A 21143-nucleotide genomic window follows, 5' to 3' on the forward strand; every position below is an offset into this window, starting at 1 on the left:
CTTTAAAGATGTGTTTGTTTTTAAACTTGTCAAGGTAGGTGTTCTGAGACCCGGGCTACCAGCTTTCCACGCACTCTGTGAGTCGCCAAACGGTCTAGTCCTTCTGGGATCTTTTCAAATGGCAAAACCTCCGTGAGAGTTGAAGATATTTTTTTATCTTCTATGAGCCTATTCATTTCTGCACCCATCACAGCCAAGTCGTTTTGATCTTCCAGCGAGCCCATTGTAAAAGCTCCGCCTAAGAACAGCATTCCAACATTCAACGCTTTTTCAAACATAGGTGCTGTGCTTGTATCTGGTACATCCACGAGTCCTAGATAAGTACCGCCAAAAGTTAGTAGCTTAAAGTTATCATCTACAAGCGGTCCGCCGATGGTGTCCAAAATCGCGTGCACGCCTTTGCCATCCGTGTAGTTCATCACGCGTTCAAAAATATCTTCCGTGCGATAGTCGATAACAAAATCAGCACCAAGATCTCGCACATAAGGAACATTTTCGTGAGAGCAAGTGGTTAGAACTTGCAAAGATTGTCGTCGCGCCAATTGAATGGCGTAACTGCCAACACCACCCGAGCCCGCGTGAATCAAAACTTTTTGCCCGGGTTTTAAATGAAAGCGGCGGTGGAACGCTTGATAAGCGGTCCACCCCGCGCATGGAATCGCGGCGGCTTCTTCAAAAGAAAGTTTTCCTGGCATCATTGCAAGAGTATGCGCCTTCCCGATCGCATACTCTGCAAAAGTGCCGTGGCGAGTAAGGTCGAAAAGTCCATAGACGCGATCTCCGGCTTTAAAGCCTTTGACATCAGACCCGACTTTTTCCACAACGCCAGCACCGTCGACTCCAAGAATGTGTGGATAACTCCACGCTACGTGCCCCCAATCCGCCGACTTGTAATCTACCGGATTTAAACCTACAGCCTGGATCCTTACCAAGACGTCACCGCTTTTTGGTTCAGGTCTTTCCATCTCGGTAATGTGCATTCCTTCTCGATGTCCTGCTTGATCCACGACGTAGGCTTTCATGTTAGTAATCTCCATCTTTTACGTAAGGATAACTCCAAAGGCATACTTGCATGATCACGGACTTAAGCCACGCGTGATACATACACTCGACATCTTCCGCATCATGATCGTGTTTTTTTGCTAAGAAAGGTTTCAGTGTTGCCGTCACTGGATACACCAAAGCCGGAATATAGCGGAAATGAATTATTGGAACTGAATCTGCCTCATCGGTTTGATTTTTTTTAGTGCGATGATGGCGAAGGCCAATTTCATGTTGGTAGTTGAGCCAATCCTGATCGTAGTTAGCATCCGCCGTATCTAGAATCCACTGCTTGAAACGCAAGCGGACAGATTCCATATATTCTTCGTTGGGCTTGTGGTCTTTGTTATGACCAAAGTACATCGCCAAGTGAGGCGTCACCTTTACAAAGCTATACCAAACATCCAAGATCTGATCGGTTTGATCTTCCAGAACCTCTTTGGACATTCGCATGTACTTGGTGTCTTCGTCGGTCCAAAGCACGGTTTGCTTTAAGAGCTCGAGATCCTCGAGTGAAAGAGGACTTGTTGCGACTTGCTTGCTCCCGTAGGTATACCCCGGAATGCCTCGGCCGCTTTCCCTCTCCTCGCGAGAGGGTTTTCTTTGTTTTTCTTCATGTTGGCTGACGCCAGAAGGTTGCATAGAATCTCCTTTGTTTATCCTCACAGATTTTACAAAGGAGATGTCGTTAAAAACGAGCGATTCTGTTACATTGCCGCGACAACAGGTCTAGTTTGTAGACTAGTAATGCCAAGGGAATTTAGAGAAATTTTTCGGACGCTTTTCCAAGAAAGAGTCACGTCCCTCTTGCGCTTCTTCCGTGCCGTACGCTAAGCGTGTTGCTTCGCCAGCAAAGAGCTGCTGGCCTACAAGACCGTCATCGACCATGTTAAAGCCGTATTTAAGCATTCGCATTGCTGTCGGGCTCTTAGAGTTCATCTCTGCGGCCCACTCCAAGGCGACCTTCTCAAGGTCTTGATGAGGAATCACGGCGTTCACCATGCCCATATCGAACGCTTCTTGTGCGGAATAATTACGGCCTAAGAAGAAAATCTCGCGCGCTCTTTTTTGTCCCACCATTTTTGCTAAATAAGCAGATCCGTATCCGCTGTCGAAACTTGCCACATCTGGATCTGTTTGCTTAAACACTGCGTGTTCTTTACTTGCTAGAGTTAAATCACAAACAACATGCAAAGAGTGTCCACCACCGACAGCCCAACCAGGAACAACCGCCATGACTACTTTTGGCATGAAACGAATCAAACGTTGCACTTCAAGAATGTGCAAACGCCCCAAGCGCGCAAGGTCCATTTTGTTCACAGCCTGACTTTGCGCATTTTCATATTTGTAACCGTCTTTGCCGCGAATGCGTTGGTCACCGCCAGAGCAGAATGCCCAACCGCCATCTTTTGGTGAAGGCCCATTCCCAGTGATGATGACAACCCCCACATCCGGAGACACACGTGCGTACTCAAGCGCGGTGTAGAGTTCATCCACGGTTTGTGGTCTAAAGGCATTGCGAACTTCTGGGCGATTGAAGGCAATACGAACAGTGCCTTGATCTTTGGCGCGATGATAAGTGATATCGTTGAATTTAAAGTCTTTGATCTCGGTCCAGAGTTCAGGATTAAAAGGCATCGTGGGCTCTCCTTCATTGCAAAAAGCCCACAAAAACTATCAGGTCATTTTGGCTTAGGCAACGAGGACCTTTTCGATTTTGTCCAAAAATGCGGCATTAAAACGCTTTAAAGAGTCTTTTTCCTCTTCCCACACCTGTTTACGAACGAAGTCATGGGTCAAGATACCGTCTTCCAGGCTGGCTCTTACACGACGATCCAAAAGCTCACAGAAATGAATCAGCTGAGCCTCCGCCGGAATCTTGTCTGCCGGAGATTGGTTCGGGAATCCTTTAAGGTCATTACGCTCATGCGTGCACACGATACTACTTTTAGTTTCATTAGAAACTTCGAGCTCTCGTAACATCACTCGATTCAGTGAATTCATCGGATGATGCCGATAGCGTTCAAGCTCTTCTGGCTTCAAATGTTTTTCGTTTTTCTTTTGAAGAGTTTTAAAACTTTCCGGAGTCAAATCCAAGATCCCAAGATCCGCCAGCAAAGCTGTCATGACGACGTCTTGCATTTGTCCCCAATCCGCTTTCAAAGAAATGTAAACAGCGTACGCTAAAATATAGGGGCCACGTTCGTAGCGGCAGAATTGAAAATCCAAAGCTTTCGCAATCACGTTCCACACATCGGGACAATCTTTTAGATATCTCCCAAGATCTTGCGAGCCTTGAACGAATTCTGAAACCTTCGACTGTACAAGATCTTTCTTTCCGGCTTCGCAATCAAGACTCAGCAAAAGTAAAATTTCGCTATAAAGCGCCATCAAACTCATCATCATCACACGGCAACGTTTCTTGAGCGCAGCACCCACTTGATCATGATATGTTTCGATATATTTGCGATACTCCCCCAGCTCCTCACGACGGACATACACTTGCTGCGCAGTTTCTAACTGGCGGTATTTTTTGTCACTGAATGTGAAGCCCGAGAAAATCACCGGCAGGAATTTTTGATTCAAAACCAATTTGTGATAGGCATTGAAATTCACCTGAGTGCTTGGAAATAAATCCGATACAGGAACAGGAATGTAAGTTCCTTGCACCAATAAGGCTGCCAGGTAATAAAGCTTGCTGCTATTTTTGATTTCTTGCAAAAGCACCAAGTAACGTGCACCAGAGCCTCGAAGCATCTCGCAATCGTCGGTACTTTCATCGCCAGCCACCATCGCAACAATGTGCGAGCGAGGAAACGCGGCACGAAGCTGCTGCAAGTTCTTCATGCGCTCTTGCAGACCTTCAATTTCTTCCAACGAAATCAGAATCATCATTGGGGAACTGCTCAGGCGAGTGTCGGCATCCACGGTGTCAACCGAGTCACTGTACTCCGCTCTGAACTTGTAGTGTTCCACAAGATCTTTGCTGACGGACAAAAGCTCCGCGTTCTTGGTGACTACCAAAAACTCGATGCGTTTGAATGCAGTTGGATCTTGCTTTGCTGTGGATTCCAAAAGACTTCCCCCCCATCTCTTTTCGGATACTTAGCAATGCTCCTTGACTAAATAGCGCCCTAAAACACAAGACCGAGGTCTGGCCTTGACAAGAATTTTCAAACATTGAATAGTTTTTTTAACTTCGAGGAGGCTCTTCATGAATTTCGTGACCAAAACACTGTTCGCTGCCGCTCTATTTTCATCATCTGTAACTTTCGCGCAAATCTTAAAAGTCCAGCCAGGAACCGAGAAAATTGAGGGAGTTGCTCTACCCGCTTCCGCAAGCACTTCCGAAGGACAAAAGCTTCAGTTCGTAGGCGCAGGCCTTCGTAACAAAAAAGTCGTTATGATCAACGTGAAGGTTTATATTGGCAGTCTCTTCGTCACTGACAATACGAAGTTCAAAAAATCGGAGCCTCTAAAAACAATCACGGACGCGGCTCCAGTCGCAATGCAACTTCATTTCTTGCGTGATGTCGATGCCGAGAAAGTTCAAACTTCGTTTAAAGACGCTCTTGAAATCAATAAGGTCGACATCAAAAAACCAGAAGTACAAAAGTTTTTAGACGCTGTTAAGACCGGTGGCGAAGCCAAAAAGGGATCTACGTTCACGATTCTAGGCTCTAAACGCAGCGATGGCTCTGAAGTCATTGTCTATGAAGACTCAAACCTCAAAGCCACCACAATTTCGGGAGGGGCGGGCTTTCTTCAAGATATCTTTTCGATCTTATTTGGCACCCCAAGTGATGATGGAGTTGCCAAACTTAAGGCAGAGATCTTGAAGTAGACCCTCTAGTTGTTACTGAGGCCCCCTTGTTGAGGGGGCTGCATCAGCGCCGTTGGTTGGATATAGATTGAACTCATCAAGTCTACGTCCAACTCCAAAGCGGCTTTTAAAACTTCATTCACATTCTCTACAAAAATAAACTTCATCGACTGACGGATTTCTTGCGGTACTTCGATGAGGTCTTTCTCATTACGTTTTGAAAGAAGCACTCTTTCGATACCTGCTCTGTGGGCGGCAAGGACTTTCTCCTTAATACCACCGACCGGCATCACAGTTCCACGCAAGGTGATCTCGCCTGTCATTGCAAGCTTCGGATCCACTTTACGTTGCGAGAACAGTGACGCTAGGCTTGTTAGCAAAGTAATCCCTGCTGACGGACCATCTTTCGGAATCGCTCCTGCAGGTACGTGGATGTGAATATCTTGCTTGCTGAAATCAACCAACGGATTGATCACTGGCAAACGAGATCTCAACAAACTCAGCGCAATCTGTGCCGACTCTTTCATCACATCACCAAGCTGGCCCGTAATCATTAAATGACCCGTACCAGGCATGCGCGTGCTTTCGATGAACAAGATGTCGCCACCGACCGGAGTCCACGCAAGTCCTGTCACAACACCGGCAGCAGCTGCATTCTCTGCAACTTCCGCCGTGTAACGTTCAGGTCCTAGAATTTCTTCCAAGTCCTTGGTGTCAATGACGACGGTCGCATCGGCACTCTTAATCACTTTTTCAGCCGCAGCTCTGCACAGGGCTGCAATTTTACGTTGCAGTTCACGCACACCCGCTTCACGAGTATAGTGGCTGATGACGTGATGAAGAGCTGCATCAGTTACTTCCAATTGCTCGGGCTTAATTCCGTGCTCGGCAAATTGTTTTGATAACAAATGGTTCTTCGCAATATGGAATTTCTCTTCGGTGGTGTAACCACTCACCTCGATCACTTCCAAGCGATCCATCAACGGTCCTGGAATTCCTTCCAAGCTATTGGCTGTCGCAATGAAGAACACTTTCGATAAATCATAACCTACTTCAAGATAATGATCGTTGAAGTGATTGTTTTGTTCAGGATCCAAAACCTCTAGCAATGCAGCGCCCGGGTCCCCTTGGAATCCACGACCAAGTTTGTCGACCTCATCCAGAACAAAGACCGGATTGTTTTCGCCGGCTTTCTTCATGCTACTGATGATTCGTCCAGGCAAAGCACCCACATAAGTTCTTCTATGACCACGAATTTCGGCCTCGTCACGCACGCCCCCTAAAGAGACACGCACGTACTGACGGCCCAATGCTTTCGCAATACTTTGACCCAACGAGGTTTTCCCAACCCCCGGAGGTCCCACGAACAAAAGAATATTTCCTTTGTTATTGTTTTTAAGTTTCATCACCGCCAAGTACTGCAAAATTCTTTTTTTAATTTTTTGCAGGCCATAGTGGTCGTCATCCAATATTTGGCGTGCCTTCTCGAGATCGATCTCTCCTTCGTGAGATGCTTTACTCCAAGGAAGCGCCGTCAACAAATCTAGATAGTTGCTGATGATCTGATACTCTGGCGATTGTGGAGAAATGCTTTTTAAGCGCGCCAATTCCGTCAAGGCTACCTTCTTAGCCTCGTCAGTCATGCCGGCTTCTTCAATACGCTGAGCATATTTATCATTATTGCCAGCGCCTTGATCATCTTCACCTAATTCTTCGCGAATGGTTTTTAGTTGTTCGCGCAGTATATGTTCACGCTGAGTTTGCCCAAGCTTTGAACTGACTTTGCTGCGAATTTCCGCTTGCACTTGCAGATTCTCTTTGAAGTTCTGCATGTGCACCAAAAGTGCCATCACACGATCTTTAAGATTAATATTTTCCAGCAACTCTTGCTTATCACGCATTGGTACATCCAAATGCGCAGCACAGAGATGGGACAAGAAGCCCAAATCATCAACATTCTCGATCATTTCATCGAGTTGTTCAGTGTTGCTCGGGATAAATCGTAAAATTTGACGTGACTGTGTTTTCAGACTTTCTAACAACGCCGCTTTTGTGGACTCATCGATATCAACGATATCTTCTAATGGTTCCGCAATGGCTTGAAAGTATTGATCCTTCAACACAATGTCAGTGACCTTCATGCGCTGATGACCACGCAAGATGGCTTGGAAGCCCATTTCTCCGGTGCCACGAATAGACTCTACCTTACACAGCGTACCCACGGTGCAAAGGTCTTCCACGGCAAGGGTTTGCCCTTGATCCGGAGATTTTTGTGCGATCGCCAATATCCACGATTGATTCTCGTGAGCTTTATTCAAAGCAAGAATGCTTTTCTCACGACCAATCCTGAGCGCCTGACCCACACCGGGGTAGATCACCGCATTTTTAAGTGGCAGAACAGGAAGAAAACCGGTTGGAATGGACATAACTCTTTCTCCTAATAAGAAGGATCCTTCATAGGATCGTTCTTACGTAAAGATGTGTCCAATCGTGATAAGGTCAAGGTGCCATGTCAGACAACATTGTTATCTGATTGTTTTCAGAAGTGTTTTTTCCACTGATCTTCTTTAAAACCCACCATGCCAAAATCTTTTCCTAAAACAAATGGACGCTTGATGAGCTTGCCGTGTTTAGCAAGTAGATCCAACGCGTCGGCTTCAGACATTGTCGGAAATTTTTCTGAGATTTTCATTTCTTTGTAGAGAACACCTGAAGTGTTGAAAAGTTTTTTGAGATCTCCGCCATCTTCTTTCAAAAACTGAAGCATGGATTTGAGCTCGACCTTCGTCGGTGGCTGATCGACGATAGCGATTTTTTGAAATTTCACTTTCTTGGTTTCTAAGAACTTAAGCGCTTTTTTGCAGGTGCTGCAGCCAGCGTATTCATAAACTTTTACTGATGACATTCGGCCTCCGAGACTGAGATCTCAGATTTAAAATAAAGTGAAGACTTTGTGAACCTTTGTGCATATGCTAAAAACACAACCCCCTTTGGAGGAACTCAGACCATGAAGTTTGCCACGTATCTTCTTACGGCAGCCTTGTTTTTATCTTTTTCAGCTCAAGCTCAGGACGCAGCCCCACCTTCTCCCCCTGACATTAACGCTTCTGCTCCGACTATGAACGACCCAGCGATGGATCCGATGTTAGACGACGGCCCTGCTGAGTCTTCGGGCGCGATTGCAGCTCCTCCTGCTCCACCTGTGGACAAACCTGCAAATCCTGCAGCTGTAGAACTTGGTGAAGTGAAAAAAGAGAAAAAGAAGTCTAAAAAATCGGCAAAAAAAGAATCTAAAAAATCTAAGAAAGCCGAAAAGAAATCTAAAAAAGATTCCAAAAAAGCCAAAAAGAACGGCAAAAAGAAGAAAAAGAACCACGCTTAGTTTATTTTCTTCAAAGTTTAGAAATAAAAAAACCCAGGCTTATCCCCTGGGTTTTTTATTAGCCAAAATAAGCTTTCCAGAAACTTGCTAAGCCAAAAACAAAGAATAATCCGGCTGCGCACCAACGCATGTATTTCATGTTGATCTTGTGAGAGATTTTATCGCCCGCTACAACTGCCAAACCATCTGTCACCATCATTCCCAGAGTCGTTCCGATAGTCACAAGCCACGCGGCTTTGAATTGCGCGCCCAGAGCTACTGTCGCAAGCTGAGTCTTGTCACCCATCTCTGCCAGGAAAAACAAAATACACGTCGTTAAAAAAGGACCAAAGGTCGCCTTATCACTCACATCGTCCGCCTCATCAGGCTTCAATGTCCAAAAAGCAAACGCGATAAATACCAATCCTAAAATCAGCGCCATCCACTGTGGACTTAGAAGTGATGAAACCCATGTGCCTGCCCACGACGCTAGTGCATGATTCAGAATGGTTGCGACGAAAATGCCCGCCATGATCGGCCACGGTTTTTTATATTTTGCAGCTAAAGAGAATGCTAGAAGTTGGGTTTTGTCTCCCATTTCACTGACGGCAACTAGAACAAAGGAACTACTGATGGACTCCAGGGACTCTAACACAAGGCACTCGCTTTCTTTTCTTGAATGTCTTTTGAGGTGGGGCCTTCTGCTTCTGAAAACAAGACGGACCTCACGACACAAAGACATCATTGCTTCACGCAATTCGTTTTTTGTATTCGTTTGGTCAGTCTCGTCGACGGCATTTTGGATTGCCGCTGCTTGGCCGGAGGTTCGCAGCTTTTAGCTGCCTGAACACTCAGTATGTCGACCAGTCATTTTCACAAACAACTTAGTATTTGCGAAACCAACTACTCCCTGAATCTAAGAAGAAAATTACAAGGCTTCATCACACGGGTCAAGACGACCGCATGTTTTCATAGAAATTGAGAGGAGATCTCAATATGGAAAATCCATGGCAAGAGTTCATCAAATCCCTCGACGAGTTTAGCTTCACTGAATACGGAGATTTTAAACGCGAAGTCGATTACCACATGCGCCGACTGGTTGATACAGCTTCGCCACATGTGAATACAAATCAAGCGCATGAAATTGTAAAACTTCGTAACGAATACCTGTGGCACGATCACGAAGATGACGAGATCGAACCGATGAAGCGTCACCTTCGTAAACGTATTGAAGAGATTTCTTTAATTCACTAAACGGATTCTAAAATCGCAACGGTACCCATACCGCCCGCCGTACAAACAGAGATCAAACCTCGTTTGCCGCGCGTGCCTTTAAGCATCTTTGCAAGGCTGCCGACGATACGAGTCCCAGTCGCCGCAAACGGATGTCCTGTCGCAACACTGCTACCTTTAACATTTAATTTGCTGCGATCAATAGATCCCATAGCTTTGCTCAAACCCAAATGTTTTTTGCAGTACTCGTCAGACTCCCACGCTTTCAAAGTGCAGAGCACTTGTCCTGCGAAGGCTTCGTGAATTTCGTAATAATCAAAATCTTGCAACGTCAAACCGTTACGAGCCAGCATCTGAGCCACTGCTTTTGTTGGTGCCATCAAAAGGCCATCGCCATGAACAAAGTCCACAGCAGCCACTTGCGCGTCGACGAAGCGTGCCCAAGGCTCGACATTCAGATCTTTCAAACCTTGTTCAGAACAGAAAAGAGCTGTCGAAGATCCATCTGTCAGCGGGCTGCTATTCCCTGCTGTCAAAGTTCCGGCAGCACTTTTATCAAAAGCTGGTTTTAACTTCGCAAGTTTCTCCATCGAAGTGTCCTTACGAACAATCCCATCGGCAGTGACACCTTGAAATTCAAATACGAGATCTTTAAAGAAGCCTTCATCATAAGCCTTCGCCGCATTTTGATGACTTAAGAAAGCGATTTCGTCTTGTGCTTCACGAGAGATCTTCCATTCTTTCACCATCAGCTCACAGTGCTCGCCCATTGAAAGACCCGTGCGAGCTTCTTCAACTCGTGGGAACTGAGGCTTCCAGTCATTAGGACCAAAACTTAAAGCCGAACCAAGCTTACCGCCAAAACCTTTGGCGTCACGTAAGTTCAAAATCTTTTTAGCAAAAGAGCGTGGGAATAAAATCGGCAAGTCACTGTTGGTATCAAAACCACCAGCAATACCCGTTTCGATTTGTCCAGCACCGATCTTCAAAGCAAGTTGCAAAGAAGCATCTAGTGAAGTGCCACAAGCTCTTTGTGTGAAATAAGCCGGAGTGTATGGATGAAGCTCGCTGCCAAGAACAACCTCACGAGCAATCGTCCACTCGATCGAGCTATTCATCACAGCACCGAGTGCGACGTCTCCTAGGATTTTACCCTGCAACTTGTATTGACGAACCAAGTGACTCAAACTTGCCGACATCAAATCGTAAGTCTTCACATTGCGGTATTTGGTTCCAGATTTAACGAATGGTATACGGGCTGCCCCTGCAACATAGGCCGGTCGGATCGTTTTGCTAGTCATCGTAGCCTCCTTGAGATTGATCCCTTAATCATAGAAAGAGACCGACCGAAAGAAAAGGTCAAACTATGAAGCAAAGACTCCAGAACAGAGCGCCTAGACCTTCTTTCGCTTTAAAAGCAGAGAATTACTCACAACTGACACAGAGCTCATCGCCATGGCAGCACCTGCGATAACCGGGTTCAGCATTCCTAAAGCGGCCAGAGGAATTCCTAAGACATTGTAAATAAATGCGAAGAATAGATTCTGACGAATCTTACGAAGGGTCGCGCCCGATAGACTCATCGCTTGGGCTACCGCGCGTAAATCATTCTTCATCAAAGTCACGTCTGCAGTTTCAATCGCAATATCAGTTCCTGAAGACATCGAGAAACTGACATCCGCCATCGCTAAAGCTGGGGCATCATTAATCCCGTCCCCAACCATTGCAACTTTTTGTTTTTTACGTTTCATCATCAAAACGACGTTGGCCTTGTCTGCTGGCTTCACGCTGTGTTTAAAGTCTGTAATCCCCGCCTGGGCTGCAATCTCTCGGGCTGTGGCTTCGTTATCCCCAGTCAGCATCATGACCTTGACACCCATTTTCTGGATGCGCTCAATAGCCTCACGAGAGCTTTCACGAATACGATCTTTCACTTCAAACTTCGCTAAAGCCTTTCCATCAACCACCAAAGACATATTGCTTTCGCCATCCATGCGACCCAAGAAGTACTCTTTGCCGTTCATCTGACCTTTTACACCACGACCAGAAAGAGCTTCAAAGCCCGCCACCGGTTGTGCTTTCAATTTGTACTTCTTAGCTTCTTCAAGAATCGCGTGCGCTAGTGGATGCGAAGATCCCTGCTCAAGATTCATTGCAATTTGCAAAATACCTTCTTTGGTAAAGCTTGGATCTAAAACCTGCAATTCAGTCACGACGGGTTTGCCTTCCGTGATCGTACCGGTTTTATCTAAAATCAAAACATCGATTTTTTCAGCAAGCTCTAAAGCTTTGGCATCTCGGAATAAAATTCCAGCTTGAGCGGCCTTACCAATTCCCACCACAACGGCGGTTGGTGTTGCCAACCCCAAAGCACAAGGACATGCGATGACTAGGACTGAGACCGCAGCAACGAAAGCCGATTGAAGGTCTTTAGTGAAAAACCAAGTTCCAAAAAAAGTAAGAACGCTGATCAAAACAACGATCGGCACAAAAATTCCAGAAACCTTGTCAGCCAATCTTTGAATCGGCGCTTTAGATCCTTGAGCCGCTGTCACGATTTTAATAATTTGCGCCAATTGAGTTTGCGACCCAACGCTGGTGGCTTTTATTTTAAGACTGCCCTCTTGATTTAAAGTCGCCGCATAAACAGCATCTTCGACTTTTTTCTGAACGGGAATACTTTCCCCAGTCAGCATTGACTCGTCAACAGAAGAGGTGCCCTCAACCACAATCCCGTCAACAGGAATGGATTCGCCATTGCGAACTAAAAGCACGTCCCCTTTTTGTAGCTCGTCCGTAGAGATCTCGACGATCTCGCCGTTTCGCTCAACAAACGCGTGCTTTGGTTGTAAACGCAAAAGTCCTTCGACAGCTTCCGACGTTTTCCCCTTCGCACGAGATTCCATAAGCTTGCCTAAAAGAATCAAAGTGATAATGGCCGTACTTGCTTCAAAATACACATGCTGTTCGTGCCAATCTAAGATCGTCACCACGGCACTCAGCAAATAGGCCATGCTGGTCCCAAGAGCGACCAAGACATCCATGTTCGCACTTTTTGATCTGAGAGCATAAAAAGCCCCGCGATAAAAACGAAACCCAATCCAGAACTGAACCGGCGTCGCTAATACCAACTGCAACCAACGCGGCATTAATTCATGCCCGCGGCCTGTGAACATCATGATCATTTCAATAATAAACGGAGTTGTTAAAAGAACAGAGATCCAAAAATGCCAAAGGTCTTTGTGGTATTCAGCAGCGGCCTCTTCTTTGGCCTTCTGAGCACCAAGCTCAGAATTGATTTCAAAAGCCTGATAACCGACACCTTGAACTGCACGGATCAGGTCCTCGGTAGAAATACTGCCCAAAGGATAAGCCACGTGAGCCTTTTCAGTGGCAAAGTTCACACTGGCTTTAACGCCATCAAGACTATTCAGAGTTTTTTCGATTTTTGCCGCACAATTGACACAGGTCATGCCAATGAGCTGGAGATCCATTTCGGTTTGAGACGAATTGGTGGTGTTTTGCGGTGATTCCATAAGCACTCCTCTTACCATATTAGATAGGTAAGAGGACGGCCTTTTGTGACAAAATCAGAAGATTTACAGCTGATTTACTTCGCGGATGATGCGTTTAACTTCGTCGAGGTTGTTTTTAGCCTCTACGATGTACTCAACAGCTTTCTTTTGAGAGATACGGCCGTCAGCCATTTTCTCGCACAAAAGAGGCTCCAAAGGATCTGTGATTTGATACACGCTCTCGTGTTGTGGCCACAGGTTTTTCACGCTGTTGCTGCCACCCATGCAAAGAGGAATGTAATGGTCGATTTTAAACGCCATACGATTCATCTCGCGAGTGCGGTAACCGAGTTGGTCGTAGTTTACGAAGATTTCTTTTTTAAGGTCTGAGGACACATCACGTTCGCAATAAGCGATTTTCTCTGGATAGCGGTAGCTATCTGGGTGCTCACAAAGAGCTCCTGGAGTTAATGCAGAATCCGGGCCTTTTGGAAAGTTCCCTGAATTTGAGTATGCGAATGTGCTGATAGATACAAAAGACAGAACAATAGCGAGCGACAACGACTTGAACAATTTCCCCTCCAAATAGTCTGCCATTGTAGTGGTGGCAGGTAGAAACATCGGACCTTATTTCCGACATATATTTGTGTCTCGGGTATAATTGCTAACAACCCTGTTCAGTTCTTGGCAATAAAATTCCATGGAACAGCATGGCGTGGTGTCATTGTGCCTTTGGCCTCAGCAATGTTATGACTAATTTTTGGAGAACTTATGTTGGAATTCATTGTTGTTGTACTGTGCTTAATCCTGAACGCCATTTTATCAGGTACTGAGATGGCCTTTGTATCTACAGGAAGAGCCTCACTCCGCGAGCTGGCTCGCCATGGCTCTCATCGCGCCCAACAGCTTTTAGAAATGAAATCACGCCCGGAGCGTATTCTTTCCATCATTCAAATTGGGATCACTCTTGTGGGCGCCATTGCTGCCGCCGTCGGCGGTGCCGGGGCCGAGGAAAGCCTCTCCCCTTACTTTGAAAGCCGCTTCGGGGTCTCTCCAGACACCGCAGAAAGCATTTCCCTGGCCCTCGTCGTTATCCCCCTGACAGCCTTTAGCGTGGTTTTTGGCGAGCTTTTCCCAAAGGCCATTGCGCTCAGAAACCCAAGCGGCATTGCCCTTATGATGACCCCGTTCTTGCGAGTCTCTGACAAGGTCTTAAGCCCCATCATCAACGTTTTAGAAAATAGCACCAATCTGCTACTACGCCTTTTTAGAATCAAGCACAGCCCTGGGACTGACCCGGGAGCCGATGCTAGCCCAGGCTATGCGGTCTCTTTCGGGATCATGCGCCGCCTGACCGTTAAAGAAATCATGGTGCCCGTCAAAGAGGTCAGCGTTCTTGATAGCGAAATGAGCATCCAAGAAGTGGCAAAGATCATCGCAGAGACAGGACATACCCGCACGCCCGTTAAAAAAGGCAATCGCATCACCGGGATTTTGAATTCTAAAGAGTTCCATCTTTTTAAAGAGTCCCATCTAACCGATTGGCTCAGCATCGTTCGTGGCGCTCTTTACCTTGAAGAAAATACCGACATCATGAGCGCCCTCAAAATGCTGCAAGGCCAGCGTAAGCATATGGCGATCGTCATTAGCAATGGCGATCCCGTGGGCATCGTCACTATCGAAGACATCCTGGAAGAGTTTGTGGGCGATATCTTTGACGAGGACGATGATAACGTCGTGAAGCAGCTTGTACGCGCACGCACCAATCTTCGCCGCCGCTAAAAGATTCTAAAACCTGATTCCACGTTGCCCTTTCTGGGAAAATCCCCTATGAAAGCGTCTATGAAAATCAAAAGAATCTGCGTCTATTGTGGCGCGAGCAGCGGAAACAATCCCAACTTCACATTAAAAGCCAAAGAACTTGGAAAACTCCTTGCCTCAAAGGGCATCGAGCTTGTCTATGGCGGCGGTCACGTAGGTCTTATGGGCGTTGTTGCAGATTCTGTTCTTGAGCACGGCGGGAAAGTCATCGGTATCATTCCACGTAAATTGATGGATCAAGAGCAAGGTCATACCGGTATTCAGGATCTTCGCGTTGTGAATGATATGCATGAAAGAAAAGCTACAATGGCGACCTTGGCTGATGCTTTTATCGCGCTACCTGGGGGCTTCGGAACCCTCGAGGAGCTCTTCGAAGTGCTGACTTGGTCACAGATTGGCTATCATCAAAAGCCGGTGGCGATCCTGGATGTCGACCAGTACTATCACCACCTTCATAAATTCGTTGAACACGCTGTCAGTAGCGGCCTTTTAAGACCGCAATATGGAAAGCTCTTCCAAGTGACTGAGAGTACGGAAGAAGCTCTCCAAATCTGCTGCGGAAATTAGCGCTTTTTACGAGCGCCTTTTTTCTCTGCAATTTCAGTTTTGCAAGTCGCTGACAATTCAGCTTCGTGTTCTTTCATACATTTTATAATACGACCGCCACCAGGCTTTACGTCATGACAGAACTTTTCGAAATCTTCGTGACAAGCTTCTTTGACGTCTTTCATAGCCTCTTTGGCCGCTTTCATGTGTGCTTGGCACTCAGGCTTAAGTTTCGCTTCGTTCTCTTTCAAACACTTTACGATTGCACCATGACCTGCAGTCACGTCTTTGCAATAAGCTTCTTTATCAGCCATGCATGGTCCTTCATGCTGGTGAGCAGAAGCCACGAGTGAAAAACCCAAAATACAAGCTGCGATACCAATTATTTTCATCATTAAAAATCCTCCTTAATTTCGGCCCCGGGCCGTCCTAAGCACTAAACTTAACATGATTGGGCTTACTGTCAAAAGCTTCGACAACGTTCGTTCCCTAAAGACTATTAATTCACATTTCAGCAAGCACCCCATTTGCTCTCTAGAATGATGACTTTAAAAATTAACCAAGGACACGGATGTGGACTTTCTAAGGCATGTACGCCTTCCCGCTTTAATGTGGGCTCTTACAGGGATGTTATTCGTCACTCTCGCAAGCGGGATCAGCCACGCTCAGAATTACGTTACGCAAATCCAAGACTTCCAACAGCACATAGAACTTCATCGCGAGCGCGTTGTTGTCCTTGGAATGACTTTGGCAGCAAGCCACTTTCCAAATGTTTCTAAGAAAGACTTAAAGGATTTTCTAAGACTTCATGACAGCTCAAAAACAATGAGAAACTCTTTGCCGCGCCTTTTTGAATTTTATGGCAAACCACCCGCAAACGAAGAGGCCCGCGCTCGCCTGATGTCCACTGTCAGTGATATCAATGCCATTGATCATTCGATCGCCGAAAAATTCTTTAACGAACGCCATCTTTCACCAGAAATGGTGGAAGCTCTTTATACGATTGAAAAAGTGGCGGATCTGGTGGATCGCAGTTTAGACCCGGTGGCGGCTGAAGAGTTTGGCAGAAAACTCAGTCCAGCTAGTCAGTTTTTTAAAGAACAAGAATTAAGAGATCTTTCTTTGTGGCTGGAGAGCCGCTATTTGAATATCGTGCCTCACCTGCAGATGGCTCCTATAAAGAGCTGCCGTCGCGTCTGGAACTAAAGACCAAACGCCTGCCAAATCAAAGCATCTAAACGCGCCTCGTCCTGAGCAGTGTCTGCTGGAATATTCTGAGCAATGCTTTTTACCAAAGTTAGGATTTCGGTCTTTTGCTCTGGGCTTAGTTTTGGAATTGGGAACTGCTCTACATACTGGGTCATAAAACGACGGCGTCCCGCATAGAGTTTGTTATTGAATCTATGGTCATAGTAACTCTCGATAAACGAGGAATTTGCAACGGCAACGGCTAACCACAAATAATCTTCAGACATGCCTTCAAAGAGCGTTAGCCAATAACAATCCCCGTTTACAATAGCGCCGCTTTCGTCCAACCAGAAAGTGGGTTTATCACAAATATCACGGAAGACCATTTTAGGTTTTTGCCAAAGCGCTGGTTCTTGCGCGACCCAAAGTTCAAACCAGTTTCGGCCCGCTTCGATTAGGTAATCGCGAGCTTCCAACTGTGAGCGGTATTTTTCAAGATACTGCAAAGCGCGAGGATATTGGGTCAAATCAACCGTCGTCTTTTGCCCTTCACTGAAAGCATGAGGATACAGAATCTTTCGTGGATTTTCTTCGGCTTGTTTGTAGCGATTCGCACAGTGATGCGTGATTAACGGCTTTAAGAGTTCTGCTTCAGGGCACAACTCTTCGCTGCTCCAATCTGTACGAATGAATATCTTATCGGCTGTGGTTTTGACACCAACACGGATCTTGCCAAGATCGCCAAAGAAGCATTGCGTGTGCGCCTTCACCGTCTGAAACCAATCGTCGATTTCAGAATTTGAAACTCTCCATACGTCGCCAAGTTTTTCAGGAACTTTCAAGTGTCCTTTTTTAACTTCAAAACCGACACCTTCTTCATCGATAAAAACGCCAGAGCCCTCTAAAAGCGCATCAAATAACGGCGCGCTCTTTGACTCTTCTAGAGTCTGAGAGCTCGTATACATTGATGTAAAGATCGGTGCTTTTTGCTCTTTCTGATTTTTTTCCGAAAAGACCAACACTGCCGGAAGGACCGAGGCCTCAAAGATTTTGCTATCGCCCAAGTCCCACACTTCATGCAGCTGGTACTGATTCCAAAGACCAGAGCGGACACTGGCGCCTGCTTTGGTGGTCATAAAACGATTCGAAACAATAAAACCCGCAACAGTTTCTGAATGCATGAATTTTTTAATGCCCAAAAGAAAAACGTAGTAAAGATCGATACGTCCATCCAATGAAAAATCACGACTTAGTTTGGAAGAGTGCTTCGAGCCCAAAGCTTGAGTACGCACATACGGAGGATTCGCGATAATCAAATCGTAAGTTTGATCCTGACCAAAAGAAAACAAGTTTGGGGCTTCCAGTGTCTCTGTGAAATCGCGTTGTTTAAGATCGATTTCGACCTGTACACCCAATTCTGACAAGCGTTCTTCGGCAAGCTTAAGAGCATCGCCGTTGATATCAGATCCTGCGACAATTACTTTCATAACTCCACGGCGAAGAAGCTCTTGTGCAAGGGACAACAACAACTCACCATCGCCGACTGCAGGATCGAAAATAGAAACTTCAGATCTGTTTTTCAGATCATAATTCAGAAGAATTCTTTGGGTGAGGAAATCCGCCAAAGGGGTTGGCGTGTAATGGGATCCCGTTTTTTTACGAAGATCCGAGTCCTGGTACTTACCTTTTGTTTGTCGGGATAGTAGTTCCAAGCGACCTCTTCTCAAGATGCTGCCATGACGAGATATGTTTATTGTGCCTATTTCTGTTTAAAAGCTGAAGAAATTGTTCGATAAGCAGTCCTTGGTCTAGCGCTCGACCTGCATTTATCACCGCTTTTTGCCGTTAAGAAAGTATGAATTTCTCAGGGGAAGAACAGCTTAAAGAGCTGCCAAAATCCATGTTGATCCTAAAAGCAAATCCGAACAGTCTTGCGACTTCGGAAATGTTTTTGCGTAACCGTGGCTGGGCTGTCTACTCTACAACAGATGTCAAAGAAGCTCTGCTTCTGCTACTCAAACAAGAGTACTCGTACATCCTGATTAGCGTCGATCACTCGAATAGCAAAATCAAAATGCTACCAAAGCTGATCGCGCATAAATTTAAAATCGCTATCATGACTTTTGCCGAGACTCAGTCTGCAAACTCGTTCAATCTTCTGTCAGAGTCTCAGTGTGAATACAAAGTCTTTGCACCAGTAACGGGTCCTGCCATCGAACGCTGTATTATGAAACACACGCGGGATCAATTCTCTGCAGGTTTGTTCGTAAAACACACTGAACCTGTTCAGGTTAAAAAGCATCAGCCTCCACAGTTTGTTTTTGATGATGCTCCTAAGGGTGGAAATCTGATCTTCCCACAACCATTGAAAACAGCGCCTCCGGCTCCGGCTGCTATTTTTATCGAAGGTAAAAAGCCTGCTAAACCGTTTGGCAGCGTTCACGTGACTGCAAGCAGCTATGCCGAGAAAAAAGCTCGCACTCGCCGTGACGAAGAAATTGAATACCAGCTTCGTCATTTTACCGAGAAAAAAGAAATGCACTCTGGCGAGGACACTCTGATTGCGCGTGCAACAGAGAGATCCTTGATTGGCTGCGTGGAAATTCTGGATGGCAAAGTTCATCACAAAATTCAAAACGTCACGAATTCTGGCTGTATTATTGTCGAATCAGATCGCTTCTCTGGTTATTTGGTCGCAGCCCTTGGCGCTGACCAGAAGATGGAAGAGTCGTTCCTAGAAAACATGAAGCGCTTGCTGTTTAAATTTCTACGCGAAAACGGAGAGCCCGTTTCCGAGAATGACACTTTAGATGTCACACTTAAACCCGTGGAGTTTGAACCTTGGGCTATGGAGTATGCTGATTTCTTGCGTAAATCCGTTCACCGTGGCGACGAGTTGGCGGTGGCGTTCTTCCCGAAGAATCCTGTGATGATTCCTCTTGAAGACTCGGAACATCCTGATATGGCGAAAATTCACCTTAAAGATCTCGTGGGTGATCGTCGCGTTGAGTTTGATCTTTATATTCACTTAAGCAACAACGATAAGTACGTCCTCTATACTCCAAAGGGCGGCGTATTCTATACCCGTCAATTGGATCGCTTAAAGCGCCAGGGTGTTACTCATATGCACGTCCCTAAAGAGGCCGCGCATGACGTTGCTAAGTACAATGCACAAAACTACATCAACGGTCTTGTTGATGAATATGTTGCTAAGCACCCGCGCGAGATTTCAGCTTAAATCCCACGATGAATAGTAGTTTCTTTGATAGGCTTCCCTCTTCGCTGCCCTGGAACGTGGCGAAGAAACCACTCTGACGCATATTCAACGACCTCATCTAAGGCGCCCGCTTCTTCAAATAAATGTGTGGCCCCTGGAACAATCACAAGTTTTGAGTTTTTTAATTTCTTTGCAGCCCGCTCATTCAGAGAAATCACTGGCGAGTCTTCTCCTCCGACAATCAGTAATGATGGCGCTGCGACTTCGTCCAGATACGAACCCGCTAAATCCGGGCGCCCACCTCGACTGACGACGGCAAAAATGCTTCTGGCGCTTTCTGCGGCAGCTCCTAGCGCGGCTGCGGCACCAGTACTGGCACCAAAATACGCAATAGGCGTATCTTCATCAGGCAAGTATTGAATGACCTCATCGGTGGCCTTTAAAAGACGTTGAATAAGAAGTTCGATATTAAAAACATTATTACGATTATTGGCTTCATCCTCACTCAAAAGATCTGAGAGCAAGGTGCTAAAACCGATTTTATTGAGCTCCTGAGCAACAAAGCGATTGCGGGGACTTTTACGACTGCTGCCGCTGCCATGAGCGAAGATCACAATCCCCTTCATATTTTTCACCAGTTGAAGATCGCCTTTAAGGTGAACGTCTTCGTCACGAATAGTAATTTCTTTTTCCGCTAGCACGCTCGGGCGAGAGCTTTTTTCTACAAACTCTAGAACCTTTTGGTCTTCAACTTGCCGGAATTCCGAGTACCAGTCACCGACTGCAATAAAAGGAAACGGAGTCCGAAGGCAGACCACCTCGTCGACGACTTTTTCGATTTCTTGCAACGTTGATAGCGGCGCTACCGGGGCTGCAACAATGATTTTGCGCGCGTGTCGCTCTTTTAGAATATTAATGGCCGCCAATAAAGTCGCGCCCGTCGCAATACCATCGTCAACGACGATCACATTGCGATCTTTCATGGGAATAGCAGGACTCTCTCCGCGTAATTTTCGGACCTGCGCCTGAACTTCAAGGCTTTTATTTTTGGCGATCTCTTTAAGGTCTCTGGGGTCTAAGCCAATTACGCGAATGACTTTGTTATTAAACCACGGTTTGCCGTCTTCGCTGACGGCTCCTATCGCAAGCTCGGGATTTCCGGGTGCACCAATTTTTTTGACCATCAGAAGATCCATCTCGGCATCAAGCTTTTGTGCGACCTCAAAAGCCACAGGTACTCCGCCTCGGGGAATAGCCAAAATCAGTGGCGATAAGGATTTATAAGAGACAAGTTTTTCGGCCAAGAGCTGGCCCGCTTCCTGACGATTTTTAAAGCGATCCATACGTCCTCGAAGTCAAAAAAACAAGAGGCCCTTTTTAGGGGCCTCTTGAGGGGTT

20 protein-coding genes and 1 riboswitch are annotated in these 21143 nt (G+C 46.1%); of the genes, 7 read left to right on the forward strand and 13 right to left on the reverse strand.

Going from position 1 to position 21143, the window contains the following annotated elements:
• Positions 1-29 precede the first annotated feature (29 nt).
• The 4 genes from ACLWBB_RS11930 to ACLWBB_RS11945 all read right to left on the reverse strand — a co-directional run bounded on the left by ACLWBB_RS11930 (position 30) and on the right by ACLWBB_RS11945 (position 4116).
• Positions 30-1022 (reverse strand): zinc-binding dehydrogenase, encoded by a 993-nt coding sequence (locus ACLWBB_RS11930; RefSeq protein WP_413287747.1) that lies wholly within the window; start codon positions 1020-1022, stop codon positions 30-32.
• 1 nt (position 1023) lies between these two features.
• Positions 1024-1683, reverse strand: coding sequence for a protoglobin domain-containing protein (locus ACLWBB_RS11935; protein WP_413287748.1), 660 nt, complete (start codon positions 1681-1683; stop codon positions 1024-1026).
• 99 nt (positions 1684-1782) lie between these two features.
• Entirely contained in the window at positions 1783-2679 is an 897-nt protein-coding gene (locus ACLWBB_RS11940) for a 1,4-dihydroxy-2-naphthoyl-CoA synthase (RefSeq protein ID WP_413287749.1), read from the reverse strand.
• Between the two features lie 54 nt (positions 2680-2733).
• Positions 2734-4116, reverse strand: coding sequence for an HD domain-containing phosphohydrolase (locus ACLWBB_RS11945; RefSeq protein ID WP_413287750.1), 1383 nt, complete (start codon positions 4114-4116; stop codon positions 2734-2736).
• A gap of 139 nt (positions 4117-4255) precedes the next feature.
• Here ACLWBB_RS11945 and ACLWBB_RS11950 point away from each other — a divergent pair, with 139 nt between their 5' ends.
• Positions 4256-4885, forward strand: coding sequence for a chalcone isomerase family protein (locus ACLWBB_RS11950; RefSeq protein ID WP_413287751.1), 630 nt, complete (start codon positions 4256-4258; stop codon positions 4883-4885).
• A gap of 5 nt (positions 4886-4890) precedes the next feature.
• Here ACLWBB_RS11950 and lon read toward each other — a convergent pair whose 3' ends face one another.
• Both lon and ACLWBB_RS11960 read right to left on the reverse strand, forming a co-directional pair.
• Positions 4891-7290 carry an endopeptidase La gene (lon, locus tag ACLWBB_RS11955; protein WP_413287752.1) on the reverse strand — a complete coding sequence of 800 codons (2400 nt, stop codon included), beginning with the start codon at positions 7288-7290 and terminating at the stop codon, positions 4891-4893.
• Between the two features lie 113 nt (positions 7291-7403).
• Positions 7404-7769: an arsenate reductase family protein gene (locus ACLWBB_RS11960; RefSeq protein WP_413287753.1), complete on the reverse strand. Its 366-nt coding sequence runs from the start codon at positions 7767-7769 to the stop codon at positions 7404-7406.
• A 102-nt stretch (positions 7770-7871) separates the two neighbouring features.
• Between ACLWBB_RS11960 and ACLWBB_RS11965 the strand changes: the two genes are divergently transcribed.
• Positions 7872-8246 carry a hypothetical protein gene (locus ACLWBB_RS11965; RefSeq protein ID WP_413287754.1) on the forward strand — a complete coding sequence of 125 codons (375 nt, stop codon included), beginning with the start codon at positions 7872-7874 and terminating at the stop codon, positions 8244-8246.
• Positions 8247-8304: 58 nt separating this feature from the next.
• Here ACLWBB_RS11965 and ACLWBB_RS11970 read toward each other — a convergent pair whose 3' ends face one another.
• Positions 8305-8868, reverse strand: a complete 564-nt coding sequence (locus ACLWBB_RS11970; protein WP_413291603.1) for a TMEM165/GDT1 family protein — start codon at positions 8866-8868, stop codon at positions 8305-8307.
• 353 nt (positions 8869-9221) lie between these two features.
• On the opposite strand from ACLWBB_RS11970, the gene ACLWBB_RS11975 reads away from it, so the two are divergent.
• Positions 9222-9479 (forward strand): hypothetical protein, encoded by a 258-nt coding sequence (locus tag ACLWBB_RS11975; protein WP_413287755.1) that lies wholly within the window; start codon positions 9222-9224, stop codon positions 9477-9479.
• Here ACLWBB_RS11975 and ACLWBB_RS11980 read toward each other — a convergent pair.
• From ACLWBB_RS11980 to ACLWBB_RS11990, 3 genes are all read right to left on the reverse strand, one after another.
• Positions 9476-10759, reverse strand: coding sequence for an acetyl-CoA C-acetyltransferase (locus ACLWBB_RS11980; RefSeq protein ID WP_413287756.1), 1284 nt, complete (start codon positions 10757-10759; stop codon positions 9476-9478). The genes ACLWBB_RS11975 and ACLWBB_RS11980 overlap by 4 nt on opposite strands.
• Before the next feature lie 93 nt (positions 10760-10852).
• Positions 10853-12994, reverse strand: a complete 2142-nt coding sequence (locus tag ACLWBB_RS11985; protein WP_413287758.1) for a heavy metal translocating P-type ATPase — start codon at positions 12992-12994, stop codon at positions 10853-10855.
• Positions 12995-13057: 63 nt separating this feature from the next.
• Positions 13058-13546 carry a hypothetical protein gene (locus tag ACLWBB_RS11990; protein WP_413287759.1) on the reverse strand — a complete coding sequence of 163 codons (489 nt, stop codon included), beginning with the start codon at positions 13544-13546 and terminating at the stop codon, positions 13058-13060.
• Positions 13540-13639, reverse strand: a riboswitch (purine riboswitch). Its footprint overlaps the gene before it by 7 nt.
• A 105-nt stretch (positions 13640-13744) precedes the next feature.
• Between ACLWBB_RS11990 and ACLWBB_RS11995 the strand changes: the two genes are divergently transcribed.
• Positions 13745-14755: a hemolysin family protein gene (locus ACLWBB_RS11995; RefSeq protein WP_413287760.1), complete on the forward strand. Its 1011-nt coding sequence runs from the start codon at positions 13745-13747 to the stop codon at positions 14753-14755.
• Positions 14756-14815: 60 nt separating this feature from the next.
• Positions 14816-15361 (forward strand): TIGR00730 family Rossman fold protein, encoded by a 546-nt coding sequence (locus ACLWBB_RS12000; RefSeq protein WP_413287761.1) that lies wholly within the window; start codon positions 14816-14818, stop codon positions 15359-15361.
• Here the strand turns inward: ACLWBB_RS12000 and ACLWBB_RS12005 are convergent.
• Positions 15358-15735: a cysteine rich repeat-containing protein gene (locus ACLWBB_RS12005; RefSeq protein ID WP_413287762.1), complete on the reverse strand. Its 378-nt coding sequence runs from the start codon at positions 15733-15735 to the stop codon at positions 15358-15360. The two genes, ACLWBB_RS12000 and ACLWBB_RS12005, sit on opposite strands and share 4 nt — an antisense overlap.
• A 178-nt stretch (positions 15736-15913) precedes the next feature.
• Here ACLWBB_RS12005 and ACLWBB_RS12010 point away from each other — a divergent pair, with 178 nt between their 5' ends.
• Positions 15914-16546, forward strand: coding sequence for a hypothetical protein (locus ACLWBB_RS12010; protein WP_413287763.1), 633 nt, complete (start codon positions 15914-15916; stop codon positions 16544-16546).
• Here ACLWBB_RS12010 and ACLWBB_RS12015 read toward each other — a convergent pair.
• Positions 16543-18240, reverse strand: coding sequence for an Eco57I restriction-modification methylase domain-containing protein (locus ACLWBB_RS12015; protein ID WP_413287764.1), 1698 nt, complete (start codon positions 18238-18240; stop codon positions 16543-16545). The two genes, ACLWBB_RS12010 and ACLWBB_RS12015, sit on opposite strands and share 4 nt — an antisense overlap.
• 143 nt (positions 18241-18383) lie before the next feature.
• On the opposite strand from ACLWBB_RS12015, the gene ACLWBB_RS12020 reads away from it, so the two are divergent.
• Positions 18384-19766 (forward strand): hypothetical protein, encoded by a 1383-nt coding sequence (locus tag ACLWBB_RS12020; RefSeq protein WP_413287765.1) that lies wholly within the window; start codon positions 18384-18386, stop codon positions 19764-19766.
• Here ACLWBB_RS12020 and ACLWBB_RS12025 read toward each other — a convergent pair.
• The gene (locus tag ACLWBB_RS12025) at positions 19763-21088 is read right to left on the reverse strand and encodes a phosphoribosyltransferase family protein (protein ID WP_413287766.1); all 1326 of its coding nucleotides are present in this window, start codon (positions 21086-21088) and stop codon (positions 19763-19765) included. The two genes, ACLWBB_RS12020 and ACLWBB_RS12025, sit on opposite strands and share 4 nt — an antisense overlap.
• Positions 21089-21143: the final 55 nt, after the last annotated feature.

This window comes from Bdellovibrio sp. HCB337 (assembly GCF_047302465.1).
Classification (GTDB): Bacteria; Bdellovibrionota; Bdellovibrionia; order Bdellovibrionales; family Bdellovibrionaceae; genus JACMRP01.

Bases quoted from the DNA above. Each gene is read 5' to 3' on its own strand.
- ACLWBB_RS11930 (WP_413287747.1), bottom strand. From the start codon at position 1,022: ATGAAAGCCTACGTCGTGGATCAAGCAGGACATCGAGAAGGAATGCAC.
- ACLWBB_RS11935 (WP_413287748.1), bottom strand. From the start codon at position 1,683: ATGCAACCTTCTGGCGTCAGCCAACATGAAGAAAAACAAAGAAAACCC.
- ACLWBB_RS11940 (WP_413287749.1), bottom strand. From the start codon at position 2,679: ATGCCTTTTAATCCTGAACTCTGGACCGAGATCAAAGACTTTAAATTC.
- ACLWBB_RS11950 (WP_413287751.1), top strand. From the start codon at position 4,256: ATGAATTTCGTGACCAAAACACTGTTCGCTGCCGCTCTATTTTCATCA.
- lon (WP_413287752.1), bottom strand. From the start codon at position 7,290: ATGTCCATTCCAACCGGTTTTCTTCCTGTTCTGCCACTTAAAAATGCG.
- ACLWBB_RS11960 (WP_413287753.1), bottom strand. From the start codon at position 7,769: ATGTCATCAGTAAAAGTTTATGAATACGCTGGCTGCAGCACCTGCAAA.
- ACLWBB_RS11965 (WP_413287754.1), top strand. From the start codon at position 7,872: ATGAAGTTTGCCACGTATCTTCTTACGGCAGCCTTGTTTTTATCTTTT.
- ACLWBB_RS11975 (WP_413287755.1), top strand. From the start codon at position 9,222: ATGGAAAATCCATGGCAAGAGTTCATCAAATCCCTCGACGAGTTTAGC.
- ACLWBB_RS11980 (WP_413287756.1), bottom strand. From the start codon at position 10,759: ATGACTAGCAAAACGATCCGACCGGCCTATGTTGCAGGGGCAGCCCGT.
- ACLWBB_RS11985 (WP_413287758.1), bottom strand. From the start codon at position 12,994: ATGGAATCACCGCAAAACACCACCAATTCGTCTCAAACCGAAATGGAT.
- ACLWBB_RS11995 (WP_413287760.1), top strand. From the start codon at position 13,745: ATGTTGGAATTCATTGTTGTTGTACTGTGCTTAATCCTGAACGCCATT.
- ACLWBB_RS12000 (WP_413287761.1), top strand. From the start codon at position 14,816: ATGAAAATCAAAAGAATCTGCGTCTATTGTGGCGCGAGCAGCGGAAAC.
- ACLWBB_RS12005 (WP_413287762.1), bottom strand. From the start codon at position 15,735: ATGATGAAAATAATTGGTATCGCAGCTTGTATTTTGGGTTTTTCACTC.
- ACLWBB_RS12020 (WP_413287765.1), top strand. From the start codon at position 18,384: ATGAATTTCTCAGGGGAAGAACAGCTTAAAGAGCTGCCAAAATCCATG.
- ACLWBB_RS12025 (WP_413287766.1), bottom strand. From the start codon at position 21,088: ATGGATCGCTTTAAAAATCGTCAGGAAGCGGGCCAGCTCTTGGCCGAA.